Annotated in this window: 15 protein-coding genes and 1 riboswitch; of the genes, 6 read left to right on the top strand and 9 right to left on the bottom strand. The window is 67.5% G+C overall.

Annotated features, from left to right (window positions below):
- Window positions 1-119: 119 nt before the first annotated feature.
- Window positions 120-349, top strand: a riboswitch (cobalamin riboswitch).
- A gap of 161 nt (window positions 350-510) precedes the next feature.
- Together AC5QAB_RS16915 and pncA are read left to right on the top strand one after the other, a co-directional pair.
- Entirely contained in the window at window positions 511-1,197 is a 687-nt protein-coding gene (locus AC5QAB_RS16915) for an epoxyqueuosine reductase QueH (protein ID WP_080281917.1), read from the top strand.
- 55 nt (window positions 1,198-1,252) lie between these two features.
- Window positions 1,253-1,879 (top strand): bifunctional nicotinamidase/pyrazinamidase, encoded by a 627-nt coding sequence (gene pncA, locus AC5QAB_RS16910; protein WP_014645585.1) that lies wholly within the window; start codon window positions 1,253-1,255, stop codon window positions 1,877-1,879.
- A 129-nt stretch (window positions 1,880-2,008) separates the two neighbouring features.
- Here pncA and purU read toward each other — a convergent pair whose 3' ends face one another.
- Window positions 2,009-2,860, bottom strand: coding sequence for a formyltetrahydrofolate deformylase (gene purU, locus AC5QAB_RS16905; protein WP_495233513.1), 852 nt, complete (start codon window positions 2,858-2,860; stop codon window positions 2,009-2,011).
- Window positions 2,861-2,974: 114 nt separating this feature from the next.
- Between purU and AC5QAB_RS16900 the strand changes: the two genes are divergently transcribed.
- Entirely contained in the window at window positions 2,975-3,886 is a 912-nt protein-coding gene (locus tag AC5QAB_RS16900) for a LysR family transcriptional regulator (protein WP_164109154.1), read from the top strand.
- Window positions 3,887-3,889: 3 nt separating this feature from the next.
- Here AC5QAB_RS16900 and AC5QAB_RS16895 read toward each other — a convergent pair whose 3' ends face one another.
- The 3 genes from AC5QAB_RS16895 to AC5QAB_RS16885 all read right to left on the bottom strand — a co-directional run bounded on the left by AC5QAB_RS16895 (window position 3,890) and on the right by AC5QAB_RS16885 (window position 6,396).
- Window positions 3,890-4,990 (bottom strand): NADH:flavin oxidoreductase/NADH oxidase, encoded by a 1,101-nt coding sequence (locus AC5QAB_RS16895; protein ID WP_032962118.1) that lies wholly within the window; start codon window positions 4,988-4,990, stop codon window positions 3,890-3,892.
- Between the two features lie 141 nt (window positions 4,991-5,131).
- The gene (locus tag AC5QAB_RS16890; protein WP_197561818.1) at window positions 5,132-5,938 is read right to left on the bottom strand and encodes an NAD-dependent protein deacetylase; all 807 of its coding nucleotides are present in this window, start codon (window positions 5,936-5,938) and stop codon (window positions 5,132-5,134) included.
- Window positions 5,939-5,994: 56 nt separating this feature from the next.
- Window positions 5,995-6,396, bottom strand: coding sequence for an acyl-CoA thioesterase (locus AC5QAB_RS16885; RefSeq protein WP_053494645.1), 402 nt, complete (start codon window positions 6,394-6,396; stop codon window positions 5,995-5,997).
- A 152-nt stretch (window positions 6,397-6,548) separates the two neighbouring features.
- On the opposite strand from AC5QAB_RS16885, the gene AC5QAB_RS16880 reads away from it, so the two are divergent.
- The gene (locus AC5QAB_RS16880; RefSeq protein WP_032956621.1) at window positions 6,549-7,184 is read left to right on the top strand and encodes a LysE family translocator; all 636 of its coding nucleotides are present in this window, start codon (window positions 6,549-6,551) and stop codon (window positions 7,182-7,184) included.
- A 132-nt stretch (window positions 7,185-7,316) separates the two neighbouring features.
- On the opposite strand, the gene AC5QAB_RS16875 is transcribed toward AC5QAB_RS16880, so the two are convergent.
- Together AC5QAB_RS16875 and AC5QAB_RS16870 are read right to left on the bottom strand one after the other, a co-directional pair.
- Window positions 7,317-8,336, bottom strand: coding sequence for a ribonucleotide-diphosphate reductase subunit beta (locus AC5QAB_RS16875; RefSeq protein ID WP_005420683.1), 1,020 nt, complete (start codon window positions 8,334-8,336; stop codon window positions 7,317-7,319).
- Window positions 8,337-8,480: 144 nt separating this feature from the next.
- The gene (locus AC5QAB_RS16870) at window positions 8,481-10,883 is read right to left on the bottom strand and encodes a ribonucleoside-diphosphate reductase subunit alpha (RefSeq protein WP_197561819.1); all 2,403 of its coding nucleotides are present in this window, start codon (window positions 10,881-10,883) and stop codon (window positions 8,481-8,483) included.
- Window positions 10,884-11,437: 554 nt separating this feature from the next.
- Between AC5QAB_RS16870 and AC5QAB_RS16865 the strand changes: the two genes are divergently transcribed.
- Window positions 11,438-12,274 carry a DUF2884 family protein gene (locus AC5QAB_RS16865; protein ID WP_032956617.1) on the top strand — a complete coding sequence of 279 codons (837 nt, stop codon included), beginning with the start codon at window positions 11,438-11,440 and terminating at the stop codon, window positions 12,272-12,274.
- Window positions 12,275-12,374: 100 nt separating this feature from the next.
- Here the strand turns inward: AC5QAB_RS16865 and zapE are convergent, their stop codons facing one another.
- Window positions 12,375-13,475, bottom strand: a complete 1,101-nt coding sequence (gene zapE / locus AC5QAB_RS16860) for a cell division protein ZapE (RefSeq protein ID WP_032956616.1) — start codon at window positions 13,473-13,475, stop codon at window positions 12,375-12,377.
- Complete coding sequence (locus tag AC5QAB_RS16855; protein ID WP_495233506.1) at window positions 13,472-14,143, bottom strand: alpha/beta hydrolase; 672 nt, start codon at window positions 14,141-14,143, stop codon at window positions 13,472-13,474. The genes zapE and AC5QAB_RS16855 overlap by 4 nt, the downstream gene beginning before the upstream one ends.
- 43 nt (window positions 14,144-14,186) lie before the next feature.
- On the opposite strand from AC5QAB_RS16855, the gene AC5QAB_RS16850 reads away from it, so the two are divergent.
- The gene (locus AC5QAB_RS16850; protein ID WP_046428023.1) at window positions 14,187-15,044 is read left to right on the top strand and encodes a membrane protein; all 858 of its coding nucleotides are present in this window, start codon (window positions 14,187-14,189) and stop codon (window positions 15,042-15,044) included.
- A 122-nt stretch (window positions 15,045-15,166) separates the two neighbouring features.
- Here the strand turns inward: AC5QAB_RS16850 and AC5QAB_RS16845 are convergent, their stop codons facing one another.
- A complete protein-coding gene (locus AC5QAB_RS16845) occupies window positions 15,167-16,609 on the bottom strand; it encodes an ExeM/NucH family extracellular endonuclease (RefSeq protein WP_032956206.1) in 1,443 nt (480 codons plus the stop codon).
- Between the last annotated feature and the right edge of the window lie 196 nt (window positions 16,610-16,805).

Genomic DNA, 16,805 nt, shown 5'->3' with positions numbered 1-16,805 from the left:
CGGGGTCAGAGCCCGCTGCGTGGCAGCGGGATCCGACCCCTTCCTTCCGCTGGGGTCGGATCCCGTTGCAGCGTAGCGGGTTCTGACCCCTGCGCTCTTGACCGGCGCCACCAACAGGTCCACCTTGCACACGCCGAAGGTATCCCTCCCATCGCTGCGGCGCGGGGAGGGATTTAAACGGGAATCCGGTGAAGGCGCCTCGCGCGTCCATTCCGGAGCTGCCCCGCAGCGGTGAATGGAAACGAATCCTGCCAACAGCACTGGGCTCGCGCCTGGGAAGCGGCGGGTAGTAGGTGGGCTGCGGCCCGTGTCCATCAGCCCGAATACCGGCCCCGGCCGGGGGACACGACCGTCCCCTGACTCGACCTGGAATCTCCGCGGGGAGGTTGCCGGGGCCGTCGTCGTCCTGCGCGTGCAGGCGGTGTGGCCGCGCGCGTCCTGTTCACGGTATCCGGCCAGACCCGTTCACCCACGCGCTGATGCATGGGCCACCGCCGTTGCCGGCGGTCCATGCGGTACCTGACGATGACCGAGCTCCAACGCCCCACCCTGACCCTGCCCGCCGACGGCAAGCGCCTGCTGCTGCATTCGTGCTGCGCGCCCTGTTCCGGCGAAGTGATGGAGGCGATCACCGCCTCCGGGATCGACTACGCGATCTTCTTCTACAACCCCAACATCCACCCGGTGAAGGAATACGAGCTGCGCAAGCAGGAGAACATCCGCTTCGCCGAGCAGCACGGCATTCCTTTCATCGACTGCGACTACGACACCGACAACTGGTTCAGCCGTGCGCGGGGCATGGAAAACGAACCCGAACGCGGTATCCGCTGCACGATGTGCTTCGACATGCGTTTCGAGCGCACCGCGCTGTATGCGCACGAGCACGGCTACGACACCATCAGTTCGTCGCTGGGCATCTCGCGCTGGAAGAACATGGCGCAGATCAACGACTGCGGGATCCGTGCGGCGTCGCGCTATGAAGGCCTGCAGTACTGGGACTACAACTGGCGCAAGGGCGGCGGCGCCAGCCGCATGATCGAGATCAGCAAGCGCGAGCAGTTCTACCAGCAGGAATACTGCGGCTGCGTGTACTCGCTTCGCGATGCCAACCGCCATCGCCGCGAGAATGGCCGCGAGCGGATCAGGATCGGCCTGCTGTACTACGGGCAGGACGCTGGGACGCCACAGGGCGATTGACGTGCAGGCATGGGGCGGCCACGCTGGTCGCCCCTTCTGTTGTAGCGGACCTGCCATGACCGCCCTGCCCGCCGATGTCGCCCTGCTGGTGATCGACCTGCAGCCGGACTTCATGCCCGGTGGCGCCTTGGCCTGCGACCAGGGCGATGCGCTGGTGGCACCGATCGCCGATCTGTTGGCGCAGCGCCGCTACCGCACCGTGGTGGCGACCCAGGACTGGCACCCGGCCGACCATGCCTCGTTCGCCAGCCAGCACCCCGGCCAACGCCCCTTCGAGACCATCCTGCTGCACGCGCAGCCGCAGACGCTGTGGCCGGACCACTGCGTGCAGGGCAGCGCCGGTGCCGCGCTGCACCCGGGCGTGGACTGGACCGTGGCCGACCTGATCCTGCGCAAGGGCACGCGCCAACAGGTGGATTCGTACAGCGCCTTCCGCGAGAACCATGGCCCAGATGGCGAGCGCCCGGCCACCGGCCTGGCCGGCTGGCTGCACGAGCGCCGCATCCGCGAAGTGCACGTGTGCGGCCTGGCCCGCGACTACTGCGTGCTGTGGAGCGCGCAGGATGCGGTGAAGTCCGGCTTCCGGGTGAAGTTCCTGTGGGACCTGACCCGGCCGGTGACCGAAGCCAACGACGCGATGGTGCGCGATGCGCTGGGCAAGGCGGGAATCGCGACCGCCTGACCCACGACGGTAGTGCCGGCCGCTGGCCGGCAACGCCTGGATCCCTGCAGTTGCCGGCCAGCGGCCGGCACTACCGGATCACATCCGTGCGTAGCGCCGGGCCATGCCCGGCGGACGCGGGATGGGCGATTACCGGAACACCACCGTGCGATGCCCGTTGAGCAGGATGCGGTGCTCCACATGGCGGCGCACGGCGCGTGCCAGCACCAGCGATTCGGTATCGCTGCCCAGCCGCACCAGTTCGCGCGGTGCCATCGCATGGTCAACGCGGGCCACGTCCTGTTCGATGATCGGTCCTTCGTCCAGATCCTCGGTGACGTAGTGCGCGGTGGCGCCGATGATCTTGACCCCGCGCGCGTGCGCCTGGTGGTACGGCTGCGCGCCCTTGAAGCTGGGCAGGAAGCTGTGATGGATGTTGATCGCACGCCCGGCCAGCGCGCGGCACAGCGTGGGTGACAGGATCTGCATGTAGCGCGCCAGCACCACCAGGTCGATGCGCTCGCGCTCGACCAGGTCGATGATCTGGTGCTCCTGCACCGCACGCGTATCGGCGGTCACCGGCAGGTGGTGGAACGGTACCTGGTAGGACGCGGCCAATGGCGCGAAGTCGGCGTGGTTGGAGGCCACCGCGGCAATGTCGACCTTCAGCTGGCCGCTGTGGGCGCGGAACAGCAGGTCGTTGAGGCAGTGCCCCTGCTTGCTGACCAGCACCAGCAGGCGTGCCCGGCGGCGGCCATCATGCAGCTGCCAGTCCATGCCGAAGCCTTCGGCAAGCGTGGCCATCGCGGCGTGCACGGTCTCCAGCGGCAGGCCGGCGTCACGGTCGAAATGCACGCGCAGGAAGAAGCGGCCGCTTTCCTCATCGCCGAACTGCTGGGCGTCGAGGATGTTGCAGCCGTGGTCGAACAGCAGGCCGGACACGCGATAGACGATGCCGGTACGGTCGGGGCAGGACAGGGTGAGGATGGAATCGGGGCGCATCGCCACAGTGTAGGGCAGCTTCCTGCCCAGCAGCCGGATGATCACCGATGCAACCGAACCGCTTGGTTCAGTCCCAAGCGATACTTGGCCATCACCGTGGCAAGCTGGTCGGTCATGAACCTGTTGCAACTGATCCGCAGCTTCACCCGCACCGCAGAGACCGGCAGCATTGCCGCCGCGGCCCGCATCCTTGGCATCAGCGCCACCGCAGTCGGCCAGAACATCAACCGGCTGGAAGCGCATCTGGGCGTACGGCTGCTGAACCGGAGTACGCGCCAGCTGGCGCTCAGCGAGGCCGGCGCGCTGTACCTGGCGCAGGTCCGCCACATCGAGGCCGACCTGGCGCGCGCGCAGGCGATGGTCACCTCCGGTGATATCGAACCGGCCGGGCCGCTGCGCATCGCCAGCAGCAGCGCGTTCGGCCGCCACGTGCTGGCCCCGTTGCTGCCGTCACTGCAGCAACGCTACCCGCAGCTGCAGCTGGAACTGCGGCTGACCGACCGCGCCGTGCAGCATGGTCCAGAGGCGGTGGATGCCAGCATCCGCATCGGCGCGCAGCTGGAAGACGGCGTGGTCGCACGGCAGCTGGCACGCGTGCCGTTCGTGTTCTGCGCCTCGCCGGCCTACCTGAAGGCCCATGGCACCCCGCAGGAACCATCGGATCTGGGCAGCCATCGCGGGCTGCTGCACCGCTTCCCCACCGATGGCCGGCCGTTGCGCTGGGGCCTGCTGAAGGACGGCCAGCGTGTGGACGCCGTGCTACCGCCGAGCATGGTCTGCGATGACATCGATGCGCTGGCGTCGCTGGCGGCGGCCGGTGCCGGCATCACGCGGTTGGCTGCGTTCGTGGCCCAGCCCTACCTGCGCGATGGACGCCTGCAGGCCGTGTTCGGCGCCGACAGCACGTGGCGTCCGGAGCCGATGGAGGTCTATTTCTGCGTCAGCGATCGCCGCGACTTCACCGCCAAGATCCGCGCGCTGTTCGAGCACCTGCAGGCCGGCATGGCGCCGGCCTGGCGGGTGTGAGCCTCAGCGCGCCTTGAACACGCCGCGCGCATCGCGCGGCTCGCAGCGCAGGTACTGCGGCGCCGGTTCAACGCTGTCGCGCAATGCGGCGGCGGCATGCCACGGCCAGCGCGGGTCGTAGAGGATGCCGCGCGCCAGGGCCACGGCATCGGCGTGGCGATGGCGCAGGATCGATTCGGCCTGCTCCGGTTCGGTGATCATGCCCACGGCGATCACCGGCATGCGCACCTTGGCCTTGATCGCCGCCGCGAACGGCACCTGGTAACCGGGGCCGACGGTGATCTTCTGGCGCTCGTCCAGGCCGCCACTGGAGACATGCAGGAAATTGCAGCCGCGCGCGTCCAGCACCTGGGCCAGCGCTTCGCTCTGCACCAGGTCCCAGCCGCCATCGACCCAGTCGCTGGCGGAAATGCGCACGCCCACGGCGACCTTGTCGGACACCGCCGCGCGTACCGCGTCGAACACTTCCACCAGCAGGCGCAGGCGGTTCGGCAGCGACCCACCGTAACCATCGGTGCGGCGGTTGCTCAGCGGCGACAGGAACTGGTGCAGCAGGTAACCGTGCGCGGCATGCAGCTCGATCAGCTCGAAGCCCAGGCGCTCGGCGCGCACCGCACTGGCAGCGAAGGCGGCGATGACCTCGGCGATGCCGGCCTCGTCCAGTTCCTGCGGTGCCGGATCGGCGGCATGGAACGGCAGCGGCGACGGCGCCACGGTGGCCCAGCCACGCGCATCGCCGGCCGGCAACTGGCCACCCCCGTCCCACGGACGGGCGGTGGATGCCTTGCGGCCGGCATGGCCCAGCTGGATGCCCAGCGGCATCGGCGACCAGCGGCGGACGCTGGCCAGCACCTGTGCCAGCGCGGCCTCGGTGCCGTCATCCCACAGGCCCAGGTCGGCCCAGCTGATGCGGCCGCGCGGCTCGACCGCGGTGGCTTCCAGGATCAACAGGCCGGCGCCGGACTGCGCCAGGTTGCCCAGGTGCATGGCGTGCCAGTCGCTGGCGCGGCCGTCTTCGGCGGAGTACTGGCACATCGGCGCGATGACGATGCGGTTGGACAGGGTCAGGGGGCCGAACGAGATCGGCGAAAACAGCTGGCTCAAGGGGGTGATGAACGACGTAGGGGGTGCGTATTGCACCGCTGCGCGGCTTCTGGATCAACCGTCTGGATGGATCGCTGTTTCGCAGTCGATCATGCCGCCGAGCGCCGAACAGCCCCTTGTAGAGCCGAGCCCACGCTCGGCTCAGCCCGCCACCCAACCGGACAAGGCTTCAGCGCAGTCCCGCTCATCCTTGAACAACAGCAGGTCGTCGGCACGGGTGTGGCCGCGGTTCAGCGCCGCCACCGGCAACCCTGCCTTCGCCGCCGCCTGCACGAAGCGGAAGCCGGAATAGACCATCAGTGACGAGCCCACCACCAGCACCGCATCGGCCTGCTGCAGATGATCGTGCACCGCCGCCACCCGCTCGCGCGGCACGTTCTCGCCGAAGAACACCACGTCCGGCTTCAGCACGCCGCCGCAGTGCGGGCAATCGGGCACCACGAATGTGGAGAAATCGGTCTCCAGGTCGGCATCACCGTCGGGGGCGATGCCGGCCTCCAGCGCGTCCCAGCCGGGATTGGCGTCCAGCAGCCGCTGCTGGAAATCCTCGCGGCCACTGCGGCGCTCGCAGCCCATGCAGCGCACCAGATCCAGGCGGCCATGCAGGTCGATCACGTTGCGGCTGCCGGCGCGCTGGTGCAGGCCGTCCACGTTCTGGGTCAGCAGCACCTGCAGCTTGCCGCGGCTTTCCAGGGCGGCCAGGGCCTGGTGGGTGCCGTTGGGCCGGGCCAGGCCGAAGCGCGGCCAGCCCAGCAGGCTGCGCGCCCAGTAACGCTGGCGGGTGGTCGCCTCGCCCATGAAGGCCTGGTAGGTCACCGGCGGTGTGCGTTTCCACTGGCCGTCGGCATCCCGGTAATCGGGTATGCCCGAGGCGGTGCTGCAACCCGCGCCGGTCAGCACGAACAGGCGCTGGGCGCGGTCGATGAAGTCGGTCAGTGGCAGGGTCATGGCTGCCAGATGGGGGCGCCGCAGCGCCCCCGCAAGCACCGGTTCAGCCGGTGGTCTCAGGCGGCCGGCAGCGGCGCCACCGCGATCGGGTGGCCTTCCTCGTCCAGCGCGATCATCACGAAGTGGCCGCGGGTGCACAGCTTGCGCTCGCCGCTGTGCAGGTCCTCGGCGACCAGTTCCACCTCGACCTTCATCGAGCTGCGGCCGACTTCGACGATGCGGCCGATGGTTTCCACCATCTGGCCGATGCGGATCGGCAGCTTGAAGTCGACCTGGTCGCTGCGCGCGGTCACCACGGTGCGGCGCGAATAGCGGGCGGCGGCCAGGAACGCGGCCTTGTCCATCCATGCCAATGCCTGGCCACCGAACAGGGTGCCCAGGTGGTTGGTGTGGTTGGGGAAGACGATTTCAGCCATGCGCACTTCGGTGGGCGGCACGGTCTCGGGGATCGGGGTCATGGGGGTGCTTCGGTGTGGGGTGCTGCGGATTCTAAGCGACCGGCGTGATGGCCATCGGCATGCACGTGCAACGGTCACCCGGCAGCGGTGCCTGCGCAGGCCGCGCCTGCGGCAGGCGTTACACTGCGCCACGCCCACTGCCAGGACTGCCCATGCCCGCCACTTCCGACCTGCTGGCCTTCGCGCTGGTTTCGCTGGCCATGGTGCTCACGCCCGGGCCGAACATGATCTACGTCATCTCGCGCTCGATCTGCCAGGGGCCGATGGCTGGCCTGATCTCGCTGGGCGGGGTGGCGCTGGGCTTTGTGTTCTACATGCTGTGTGCGGCACTGGGCATCACCGCCCTGCTGATGACCGTGCCGTTCGCCTACGACGCGCTGCGCATCGGCGGCGCGCTGTACCTGCTGTACCTGGCCTGGCAGGCGCTCAGGCCCGGCGGCCGTTCGCCGTTCGCCGTGCGTGACCTGCCGCAGGACAGCCCGCGCAAGCTGTTCACGATGGGCTTCCTGACCAATCTGCTGAACCCGAAGGTGGCGGTGATGTACCTGTCGCTGCTGCCACAGTTCCTGCACCCGGACGGCGAAGGCAGCGTGCTGATGCAGTCGATCGTGCTGGGCTCCACCCAGATCCTGGTCAGCGTCAGCGTGAACGGCATGATCGCGCTGACCGCCGGCAGCATCGCCGGCTTCCTGGCCGCGCGCCCCACCTGGCAGATGGTGCAGCGCTGGCTGATGGGCACGGTGCTGGCCGGGCTGGCTGTGCGCATGGCGGTGGAAGGGCGGCGCTAGCCGCTCCTTGTAGAGTCGAGCCGTGCTCGACTGCTGTTTGCGAAGATCAGTCGAGCATGGCTCGACGCTACGGAAACAAGAAACCCCGGCATTGGCCGGGGTTCTTCGTTGCGACAGGCCTGACCGTTTCGATCAGAAGTTCATGTCGAAGGCGACTTCGCCCTGCACGCCGACCTGGTAGGCCGAGACGCGGCGTTCGAAGAAGTTGGTCAGCTCCTGCACGTCCTGCAGTTCCATGAACGGCAGCGGGTTGCGCACGTTGTACTTCTTTTCCATGCCCAGCTTGGCGAAGTGCTGGTCGGCGCAGTGCTGCAGGTACTGGCGCATGTCGCGGGTCGAGATGCCAGCCACGCCACCGGACAACACGTCCTCGGCGAACTGCACTTCGCATTCGATGGCTTCGGCCAGCATGTCGTAGACCTGCTGCTTCATCTCGTCGTCGAACAGGTCCGGCTCTTCCTCACGCACCACGCGCACCGACTCGAACGCAAACTCCATGTGCGCGCTCTCGTCGCGGAACACCCAGTTGGTGCCCGAGGCCAGGCCCGGCAGCAGGCCGCGCGAACGGAAGTAGTACACGTAGGCGAACGCAGCGAAGAAGAACAGGCCTTCGATGCAGGCGGCAAAGCAGATCTGGTTGAGCAGGAACTGGCGGCGCTGTTCGCGGGTCTCGATGCGGGTCAGGTCCTGGATCGAGTCGATCCACTTGAAGCAGAAATCGGCCTTCTTCTTGATCGAGTCGATGTTCTCCACCGCCGAGAACGCCTTGGCGCGCTCTTCCGGATCCGGCAGGTAGTTGTCCAGCAGGGTCAGGTAGAACTGCACGTGCAGTGCTTCCTCATACAGCTGGCGCGACAGGTACATGCGCGCTTCGGGCGCATTCAAGTGCTGGTACAGGTTCAGCACCAGGTTGTTGGACACGATCGAATCGCCGGTGGCGAAGAACGCGACCAGGCGGTGGATCAGGTGGCGCTCACCCGGCGACATCTTGCTGTGCAGGTCGGTGATGTCGATCTGGAAGTTGATCTCTTCCACCGTCCAGGTGTTCTTGATCGCATTCCGGTACATGTCATAGAACTGCGGGTAGCGCATCGGGCGCAGGGTCAGTTCAAAACCGGGATCGAGCAGCATCTGCTTGGGCTTGTCGGCCATGGGTGTTTCCTTGAATTCCTGGGTGAGCCGCCGGGCGTGGCCCGGCGCTACCGTGGGTGTTTTTCCGCAGCCGAGCATGGCTCGGCTCTACAGGTGCGAGGTGTTCGAGTGCCGACCAACGGTCGGCACCCACCGCGCGGTGTCTTACTGGCAGGCCTCGCAGGCTTCCGGGTTTTCCAGCGAGCAGGCGATGGCTTCGTCCGGGCTGAACACCTTGGCCGGGGCCGCAGCGCTGACCGTGGTCTTGGCGATCTTGGTGGCCGGGCGCGAACGCAGGTAGTAGGTGGTCTTGATGCCCTGCTTCCAGGCGTACATGTACATGGAGGACATCGCGCCGATGTTCGGGCTTTCCATGAACAGGTTGAGCGAGGCCGACTGGTCGATGAAGGCGCCACGTTCGGCGGCCATGTCGATCAGCGAACGCATCGGCAGTTCCCACGCGGTGCGATAGACCTCGCGCAGCGTTTCCGGGATCTGTGGCAGACCCGCGATGGAGCCTTCGGCCAGCTTGATGGCATCGCGCATTTCCGGCGTCCACAGGCCCAGCTTCTTCAGCTCGTTCACCAGGTAACGGTTGACCTGCAGGAAGTCACCGGACAGGGTCTCGCGCTTGAACAGGTTGGACACCTGCGGCTCGACGCACTCGTAGCAGCCGGCGATCGAGGCGATGGTCGCGGTCGGGGCGATCGCGATCATCAGCGAGTTGCGCAGGCCGTGTTCCTTGATGCGGGCGCGCAGGGCATCCCAGCGCGCGGTGTCTTCCGGCACCACGTTCCAGGCGTCGAACTGCAGTTCGCCACCGGCGGCACGGGTGTCGTTGAACGACGGGTGCTTGCCACGTTCCTGGGCCAGCTCGCAGGAGGTTTCCAGCGCGTGGAAGTAGATCGCTTCGGCAATCTTCTTCGACAGGGCGCGGGCTTCGGCGCTGTCGAACGGCAGGCGCTTGCGGAAGAACACGTCCTGCAGGCCCATGCAGCCCAGGCCGACCGGACGCCAGCGCAGGTTGGCGCGGCGGGCGGTTTCGATCGGGTAGAAGTTCAGGTCGATGACACGGTCGAGCTGGCGCACGGCCAGGCGAACGGTCTCGGCCAGCTTCTCGAAGTCGAACTCGTTGTGCTCGTCGAAGTGGTTGCCCAGGTTGATCGAACCCAGGTTGCACACTGCGGTTTCATCGTTGGAGGTGACCTCCAGGATTTCCGTGCACAGGTTGGACAGGTGGATCACGTTGCCCGGACGCAGGGTCTGGTTGCTGGCGCGGTTGCACTTGTCCTTGAAGGTCATCCAGCCGTTGCCGGTCTCGGCCAGCGTACGCATCATGCGGGCATACAGCTTGCGCGCGGAGATGGTGCGGTTGGCCTTGCCCTGGGCTTCGGCCTGCAGGTAGGCCTGCTCGAAGGCTTCGCCGAACAGGTCGGTGAACTCCGGCACGACGCGCGGATCGAACAGCGACCATTCCTGGTCGGCTTCGACGCGCTTCATGAACAGGTCCGGCACCCAGTTGGCCAGGTTCAGGTTGTGCGCACGGCGGGCTTCGTCACCGGTGTTGTCGCGCAGTTCGAGGAAGTCCTCGATGTCGGCGTGCCAGGTTTCCAGGTACACGCAGGCCGCGCCCTTGCGCTTGCCGCCCTGGTTCACTGCGGCCACCGACGAATCCATGGTCTTCAGCCACGGCACGATGCCGTTGGAATGGCCATTGGTCGACTTGATCAGCGAACCACGCGAACGCACGCGGGTGTAGCTGACGCCGATGCCGCCGGAGAACTTCGACAGCTGGGCGATGTCGCCGTACTTGGCATAGATCGATTCCAGCGAGTCCTGCGGCGAGTCCAGCAGGAAGCACGAGGACAGCTGCTCGTGGGTGGTGCCGGAATTGAACAGGGTCGGGCTGGACGGCAGGTAGTCCAGGTTGCCCATGCGCTTGTACAGCGCGAGGGTCTCGGACACGTCCTCGCTCAGCGCGCTGGCGATGCGCAGGAAGAACTGCTGCGGGGTCTCGATCACCTTGCGGGTGTGCGGGTGGCGCAGCAGGTAACGGTCGTACAGGGTACGCAGGCCGAAGTAATCGAAGTTCAGGTCCAGCGAGATGTCGATGGCATCGTTGAGCTTGCGTGCGTTGGTCTGCACGAAGTTCAGCAGGCGGTCGTTGATCAGGCCGACTTCATGGCCACGGCTGACCGACTGCGAGAAGGCGTAGATTTCCTGGCCCGAGACTTCCTTGGCGATGTAGTTGGCCAGCAGGCGCGCGGCGAGACGGCCGTACTCGGGCTCTTCACCGATCAGCAGGGCGGCGGTGCGGATGGACAGTTCGTCCAGCTCGCGGGTGGTGGCACCGTTGTACAGGCCGGAAATGGTGCGGGTGGCCACGCGCATCGGGTCGACGGCGTGCAGGCCTTCGGAGGAACGCTGCACCGCACGCACGATCTTGTTCAGGTCCACCAGTTCGGTGGTCCCATTGCGCTTGGTCACACTCATCGCGTTGGCCGTCGGCGGCGACGTCAACAGGAATTCGCTTTCCTTCTCGATGGTGGCGCTGGATTCGGTGCTCACGGCGTGTGTCCTCTTGGCGTGATTTGGGGGTGCTCGATGCATCGGGTGACGCGGCCCGGGACATGACAGCCCAGGATGGCAGGACGGCGTCGCAGGGGATGAGACCCTGCGCCTGCCACTGCCGTTGACGATCGCGGATGGGTACCCCGGGGCAACCCCTGGAATGGGGGTTGCTGCGACCGACGGCCACAAGATAGTGGGGGTAATGGGGTCCGTCAACGCCAAATGTAGTGAAATTCGGCAATCCCTTGCGCCGCAAGGATCGTGCCATCGGCGCCCGGATCAGACGCTTCAGACCTGCCGGAACGGGCTGCGCAGTCAAGCCCGAAAGGCGTCATTGCGGTGGCACAGCGCACCGCGAAAACGGAACAATGACAGCTTCACATGACAGTGATGAAACTGGCTAGGGACAACCCTGTGGATAGGTGGTGGGCAGCCGGTGGGAAAGCCGGTATGGCCGGACGAATCGCCATCGCGCAGTGACTTTCGGCGGGTGACGGCGCCTGCCGAACGCGGGATGCTGGGGTCCTGCAATGACCGGAAAGGATTCCACCATGCGCCTGTCAGCACCCGCCTTGGCCCTGTTGGCTGCTGTGGTCACCGTACCTGCAATTGCCGCTGACACCCCGAAGCTGCGCGCGGACCAGTGCGGTATCCACACCGACTATGACGTGCTGGTGGACAGCGGTGGCATCTGGCTGCGGCATGGCCCGCAGGCACCGCACGAGGTGGTGTTCCACGATGGCGTGCTGAGCCTGGACGACACGGTCGTGCCGGTCAGCGAGGCCGACGCGGCCCGCCTTCGGCAGATGGAGGCCGGGGCACGGCAGCTGATGCCGGCCGCCACGGCGCTGGCCCATGAAGTGAGCGGACTGAGCTTCGACGTGCTCGACGGGGTCTATGAAAGCCTCACCGGTACCGCCAACAGCCGCAAGGTCCGGCGCCTGCGCCGGCAGGCCGATGACTGGATCGGCGGCACGCTGGGCAAGGGCTACTGGGAACAGGCTGTGTTCGGGCCAGGCTTCGAGGCCAAGGTGCAGGACATGGCCGAGTCGCTGTCCGCCTCCATCGCCCGCAGCATGCTGTGGCAGATCTTCACCGGACGCAGCGATGCGATGGAGGCACGCGCCGACCGTCTGGACGCGCAGATGGAACAGCAGCTGGAAGGCCGCGCCGAACGCATCGAGGCCCAAGCACAGTCGCTGTGCCCGCTGGTGCAGTCGCTGGCCGACACCCATGACGCGCTGGAAGTGCGCTACCAAGGCCAACCGCTGCGGCTGCTGGAGCGCAGCGAGAGCGTACGGGTGGAGCACGGCGATGGCTCGGGCCTGCAGGTGTCGGCCGGGCCGGATGAGCGGCCGCGTGGGAATGCGGTGGCGCCTTCCCGATAGCTGCGCGGCGCTGCTGTAGAGCCGAGCCCATGCTCGGCTCCCTTTCGGCACATCATCCAGAAGCAGCCGAGCGTGGGCTCGGCTCTACAGTAAACCGCCCTCACGCCCGGTGCGGGGTACCCAGGTACTCGGCGCTCTGCATCTCGATCAGGCGCGAGGCGGTGCGTTCGAACGCGCCCTGCAGGCGCTGGCCGGTGTACAGCTCGATCGGCGAGGTGCTGGCGGTGCAGACCAGGTTGACGTGGCGGTCGTACAGCTCGTCGATCAGGTTGACGAAGCGGCGCGCGGCATCCTCATTCAAGCGGTCGAAGGCGGGAATGCCGCCCAGCAGCACCGTGTTGAACTCGTGCGCGATCTCGATGTAATCCGAGGGCCCGCGCGGGCCTTCGCACAGCGCGGCGAAATCGAACCAGGCAATGCTCTTGCCGCGGCCACGCACCGGGATCTTGCGGCCCTCGATCTCGATGTTGCCGGCCTTGGCCGGCTGGCCGCCGCTCAGCTCGTTCCAGCGCGTGGCCAGCCAGTCGTCGCTGTCGGCCGCCAGCGGTGCGCGGTATACCGGCGAGCGGGTCAGCGCGCGCATCCGGTAATCCTCGGTACCTTCGGCGTACAGCTCCACGCAGAAGCGCTGCAGCAGGCCGATGGCCGGCAGGAAGCTCTCGCGCTGCAGGCCGTTGAGGTACAGGTTCTCCACTGCGGTGTTGGAGGTGGTGACCAGGGTCACGCCCTCGGCGAACAGGCGCTCCAGCAGCCGCGCCAGCAGCATCGCATCGCCGATGTCGGTGACGAAGAACTCGTCCAGCACCAGCACGCGCAGGTTGCTGCGCCATTCCTGGGCGATCTTAGCCAGCGGGTCGCTCTGGCCCTGGTGCTCGCGCAGGCGCTCATGGACGCTGCGCATGAAGCGGTGGAAATGGGTGCGGTACTTCTGCTTGATCGGCAGCCCGTCGTAGAACAGGTCGACCAGGAAGGTCTTGCCACGGCCGACGCCGCCCCAGAAGTACAGGCCCTTGATCGGCTCGGGCTTCTTCCAGAACGAAGACAGGCGGTCCAGCCAGCCATCCTCGGCACTGTCCAGCAGGCCCAGGTGGATGCGGTCCAGCTCGGCCAGCGCCGCATGCTGGGCCGGATCGTTCTGCCAGTCGCCACGGGCAACCCCTTCCGCATACCGCTGCGACGGGGTCAGCTCGGGTGCACTCATGCCGCCGCGCCCAGCCAGTGCTTGACGCCGTGGGTCAGCGCGCCGCGCAGGTCGATCAGCTTGCGGTGGAAGAAGTGGCTGGTCTCGGGCATGCGTACCAGCTCATGCGGGGCGTCCAGCGAGTCCAGCCACAGGTAGACGGCCTGCGGGTCGACGATCTCGTCCTGCTCGCCCTGGATCACCAGCCAGCGCGCCGGCGGCGCGATGCCGTCGAAATCCCAGCGACCGGCCGGCGGCGCGATCGAGATCAGCGCTTCCGGCTGCAGCGTGGCGGCGGCCTTCAGCGACACGAACGCGCCGAAGCTGAAACCGGCCAGCCACAGGCGGTCGTCCGGGCGCTGGCTGCGCACCCAGGCCGCGACGGCCTTCAGGTCATCCTGCTCGCCCACGCCGCCATCGAAGGTGCCAGCCGAACCACCCACGCTGCGGAAGTTGAAGCGCACCGTGGCGATGCCCAGCTCGCGCAGGGTGGAGGCGGTCATGGTGACCACCTTGTTGTGCAGGGTGCCACCTTCGGTGGACAGCGGATGGCAGACGATGGCCACGATCGGCTGCACCGGCACATCGGCCTTGGGCAGGTCGACGACCACTTCCAGCGGGCCGGCCGGGCCGTACAGTTCGAGGCAGGCGGTTTCGCCGGGGGCAACGGGGAACAAGGGCTTGTGCATGGCACCATGATACCGTCCCCCGCCCCTGCCCTGTGCCCGCCCCATGCTCTATCTGTCACTGGCCGTGATCTGCAGTGTGCTGGTTTCGGTGTTGTTGAAGGTGGCCGCACGCCGCCAGCTGGATGTTGCGCAGATGGTCACCTGGAACTATCTGGTGGCGGCAACGCTCACCGCCGTGGTGCTGCAGCCACCGCTGGATGCGCTGCGCGCGCCGCATGCGCCGTGGCTGTCACTGCTGGCGCTGGCGGTGGTGCTGCCCTCGATCTTCCTGGTACTGGGCCGCGCGGTGGCGGTGGCCGGCATCGTCCGCAGCGACGTGGCGCAGCGGCTGTCGTTGCTGCTTTCCCTGGCCGCCGCCTTCCTGTGCTTCGGCCAGACCGCAACGCCCTGGAAACTGGCCGGCCTGGGCCTGGGCCTGCTGGCGATGGTGGCCATCAGCCTGCGCCCGCGCGGCCCGGCGGTGGCGTCCTCACCCGGCGGCTGGGGCTGGCTGCTGGGCGTATGGGCCGGATTCGCAGTGGTGGACGTGCTGCTCAAGCAGGTGGCGCTGTCCGGCACGCCGTCGATGGCGGCGGTGCTGGCCAGTTTCAGCGTCGCCTTCGTGCTGATGCTGGCAATGCAGCTGTGGCGGCATGTCAGTGGCCGCAGCCGACTGGCCTGGCGCAACCTCGGCGCGGGTGCACTGCTGGGCCTGCTCAATGGCGGCAACATCCTGTTCTATGTGCATGCGCACCAGGCGATGCCAGAGAGTCCGGCCACCGTATTCGCCGGCATGAACATCGGCGTGGTGGTGCTGGGCGCGCTGGTAGGCATGTTCGTCTTCGGCGAGGCCACCACGAAGTGGAACCGCGCGGGGCTGGCGCTGGCGGTGCTGGCGATCGGGATGATCGCCTGGGGGTGAGCGATACCCGGGGTCGGATCCCATTCCCACGGAATGGGCTCTGACCCCTACGCCTCAGACCCCGCGATGCCTTGGGTCAGAGTCCATTCCGTGGGAATGGGATCCGACCCCGGCCTGGCGCGTTACTTGTCGAAGCCCAGCAGCAGCGGGTCGTGGTCGGAGCTGCGCCACGGGCCCTGCACGTTGCGGCCCTGGTAACCGCTGGCGTCCTGCTCGTCGGCGTTGCTGTGCCATTCGGCGGCACCGCGCAGGCGCCTGGCCATGCCCGGGTTCAGCAGCGCGTGGTCGAGGCGGCCGGTGTAGCCGTTGTAGACGTAGCTGTAGGGATGCTCGACCTTGGCCACCTTGAACGCGTCCTGCCAGCCCAGATCATGCAGGGCGCGGATCGGGTCTTCCATCGCGTAGGCATTGAAGTCACCCAGCAGCACCGCGTCCCTGGCGCCGGTACCGGTCGGATCGGTCTGCAGCCAGGCGTGCAGCTGCTGCGCCGACGTCACACGGGTGGCGTTCCAGCAGCCCTGATTGTCGTTGCGGTCGGCGTCGGCACCGGCCGCATCACGGCAACCCTTCGATTTGAAATGGTTGGCAACCACCACGAACGGCGCGCCCTGCTTGCCCTGGAAGGCCTGCGCCAACGGTACGCGGCTGTGCTCGACGAACGGGCCGCCGGTCAGCGTGGCCGGCTTGCCGACCGGCTGCAGGCGCGTGCTGCGATAGATGATGCCGACCCGGATCGGGTTGTCGCCGGGGCCGTTGCCGGCGTCGACGAAGCGCCAGTCGCCCTGCGCGCCGCGGTCGCGGTTGAGCGCATCGACCAGTTCGGCGATGGCCGACTGCGGGCCGTAGCCGTCGTTCTCCAGTTCCATCAGCGCAGCGACATCGGCGCCCAACGCATTGACCGTGGTGACCAGCTTGGCGAGCTGCGCCTTGTGCTCGTCCAGCGTGCGCGCGCCGCGCAGCGTCGGGAAGCCACCGCCCTGGCCGTCACCATTGAAGAAATTCTCCAGGTTGAAGGCGGCCACGTGCAGGCTTCCCGGCACCGTGGGTACTGCCGGGCGCTTCAGTTCCGGCAGCTTCAGCGCGCCTTCGACCTGCAGGCGCGGATGGCCCTGCGCGTCCACGCGCACGATGCCCTCCACGTTGCGCAGCTGCATGCCGGTGCGCAGCACCGGGTTGCCCGGCAGGTAGGGCACGCTGGCGGGGTCGCGGGCATCGCTGCCATCCTCCAGCACCAAGCGGCGGCGCCGGTTGTCGGCCATCACCTGCTCATAGCCGGCAGTGCCCGGCGCGGCCACTTCGGTCGGCTGCCAGAGGCGGCCATCGAACGCCACCGTGAGCTGGCCGAAGTGCTGCAGGCCATCGGTACCGGCCAGGGTAAGCGGCGCGGCGATGCGCACGCGCTGCCCATCCAGCGCGCGCCAGTCGGCCGGCGCGGCGGTCAGCACCACAGTGGCGCTGCCGCGCGCGACGGAGGGCGCGACCGGCGTGGCCTGCGGCTGGGCCTGGGCAAAGGCGCCGGCCGGCAGCAGCAGGGACAGGGCAAGGGCGAGGGAACGGCGGCGCATCAACGGGCGACTCCATGGAAGAGGCGCACAGACTAACCCTGAAATGCGAAACCCCGCCTGCGCAGCGGGGGCATATGAGCGATCAGGCCTCGGTGGGCAAAGCCGGGGGATCGTAGAGCCGAGCCCATGCTCGGCTGCACCTGGCCACACCGCGCGGAGAGCAGCCGAGCGCGGGCTCGGCTCTACAGGAAGCGGC

Source organism: Stenotrophomonas sp. YJH_SMC_127, from assembly GCF_059372445.1.
The sequence above is the reverse complement of the archived record's forward strand: the minus strand, read 5'-3'. Positions and strand labels throughout refer to the sequence as shown.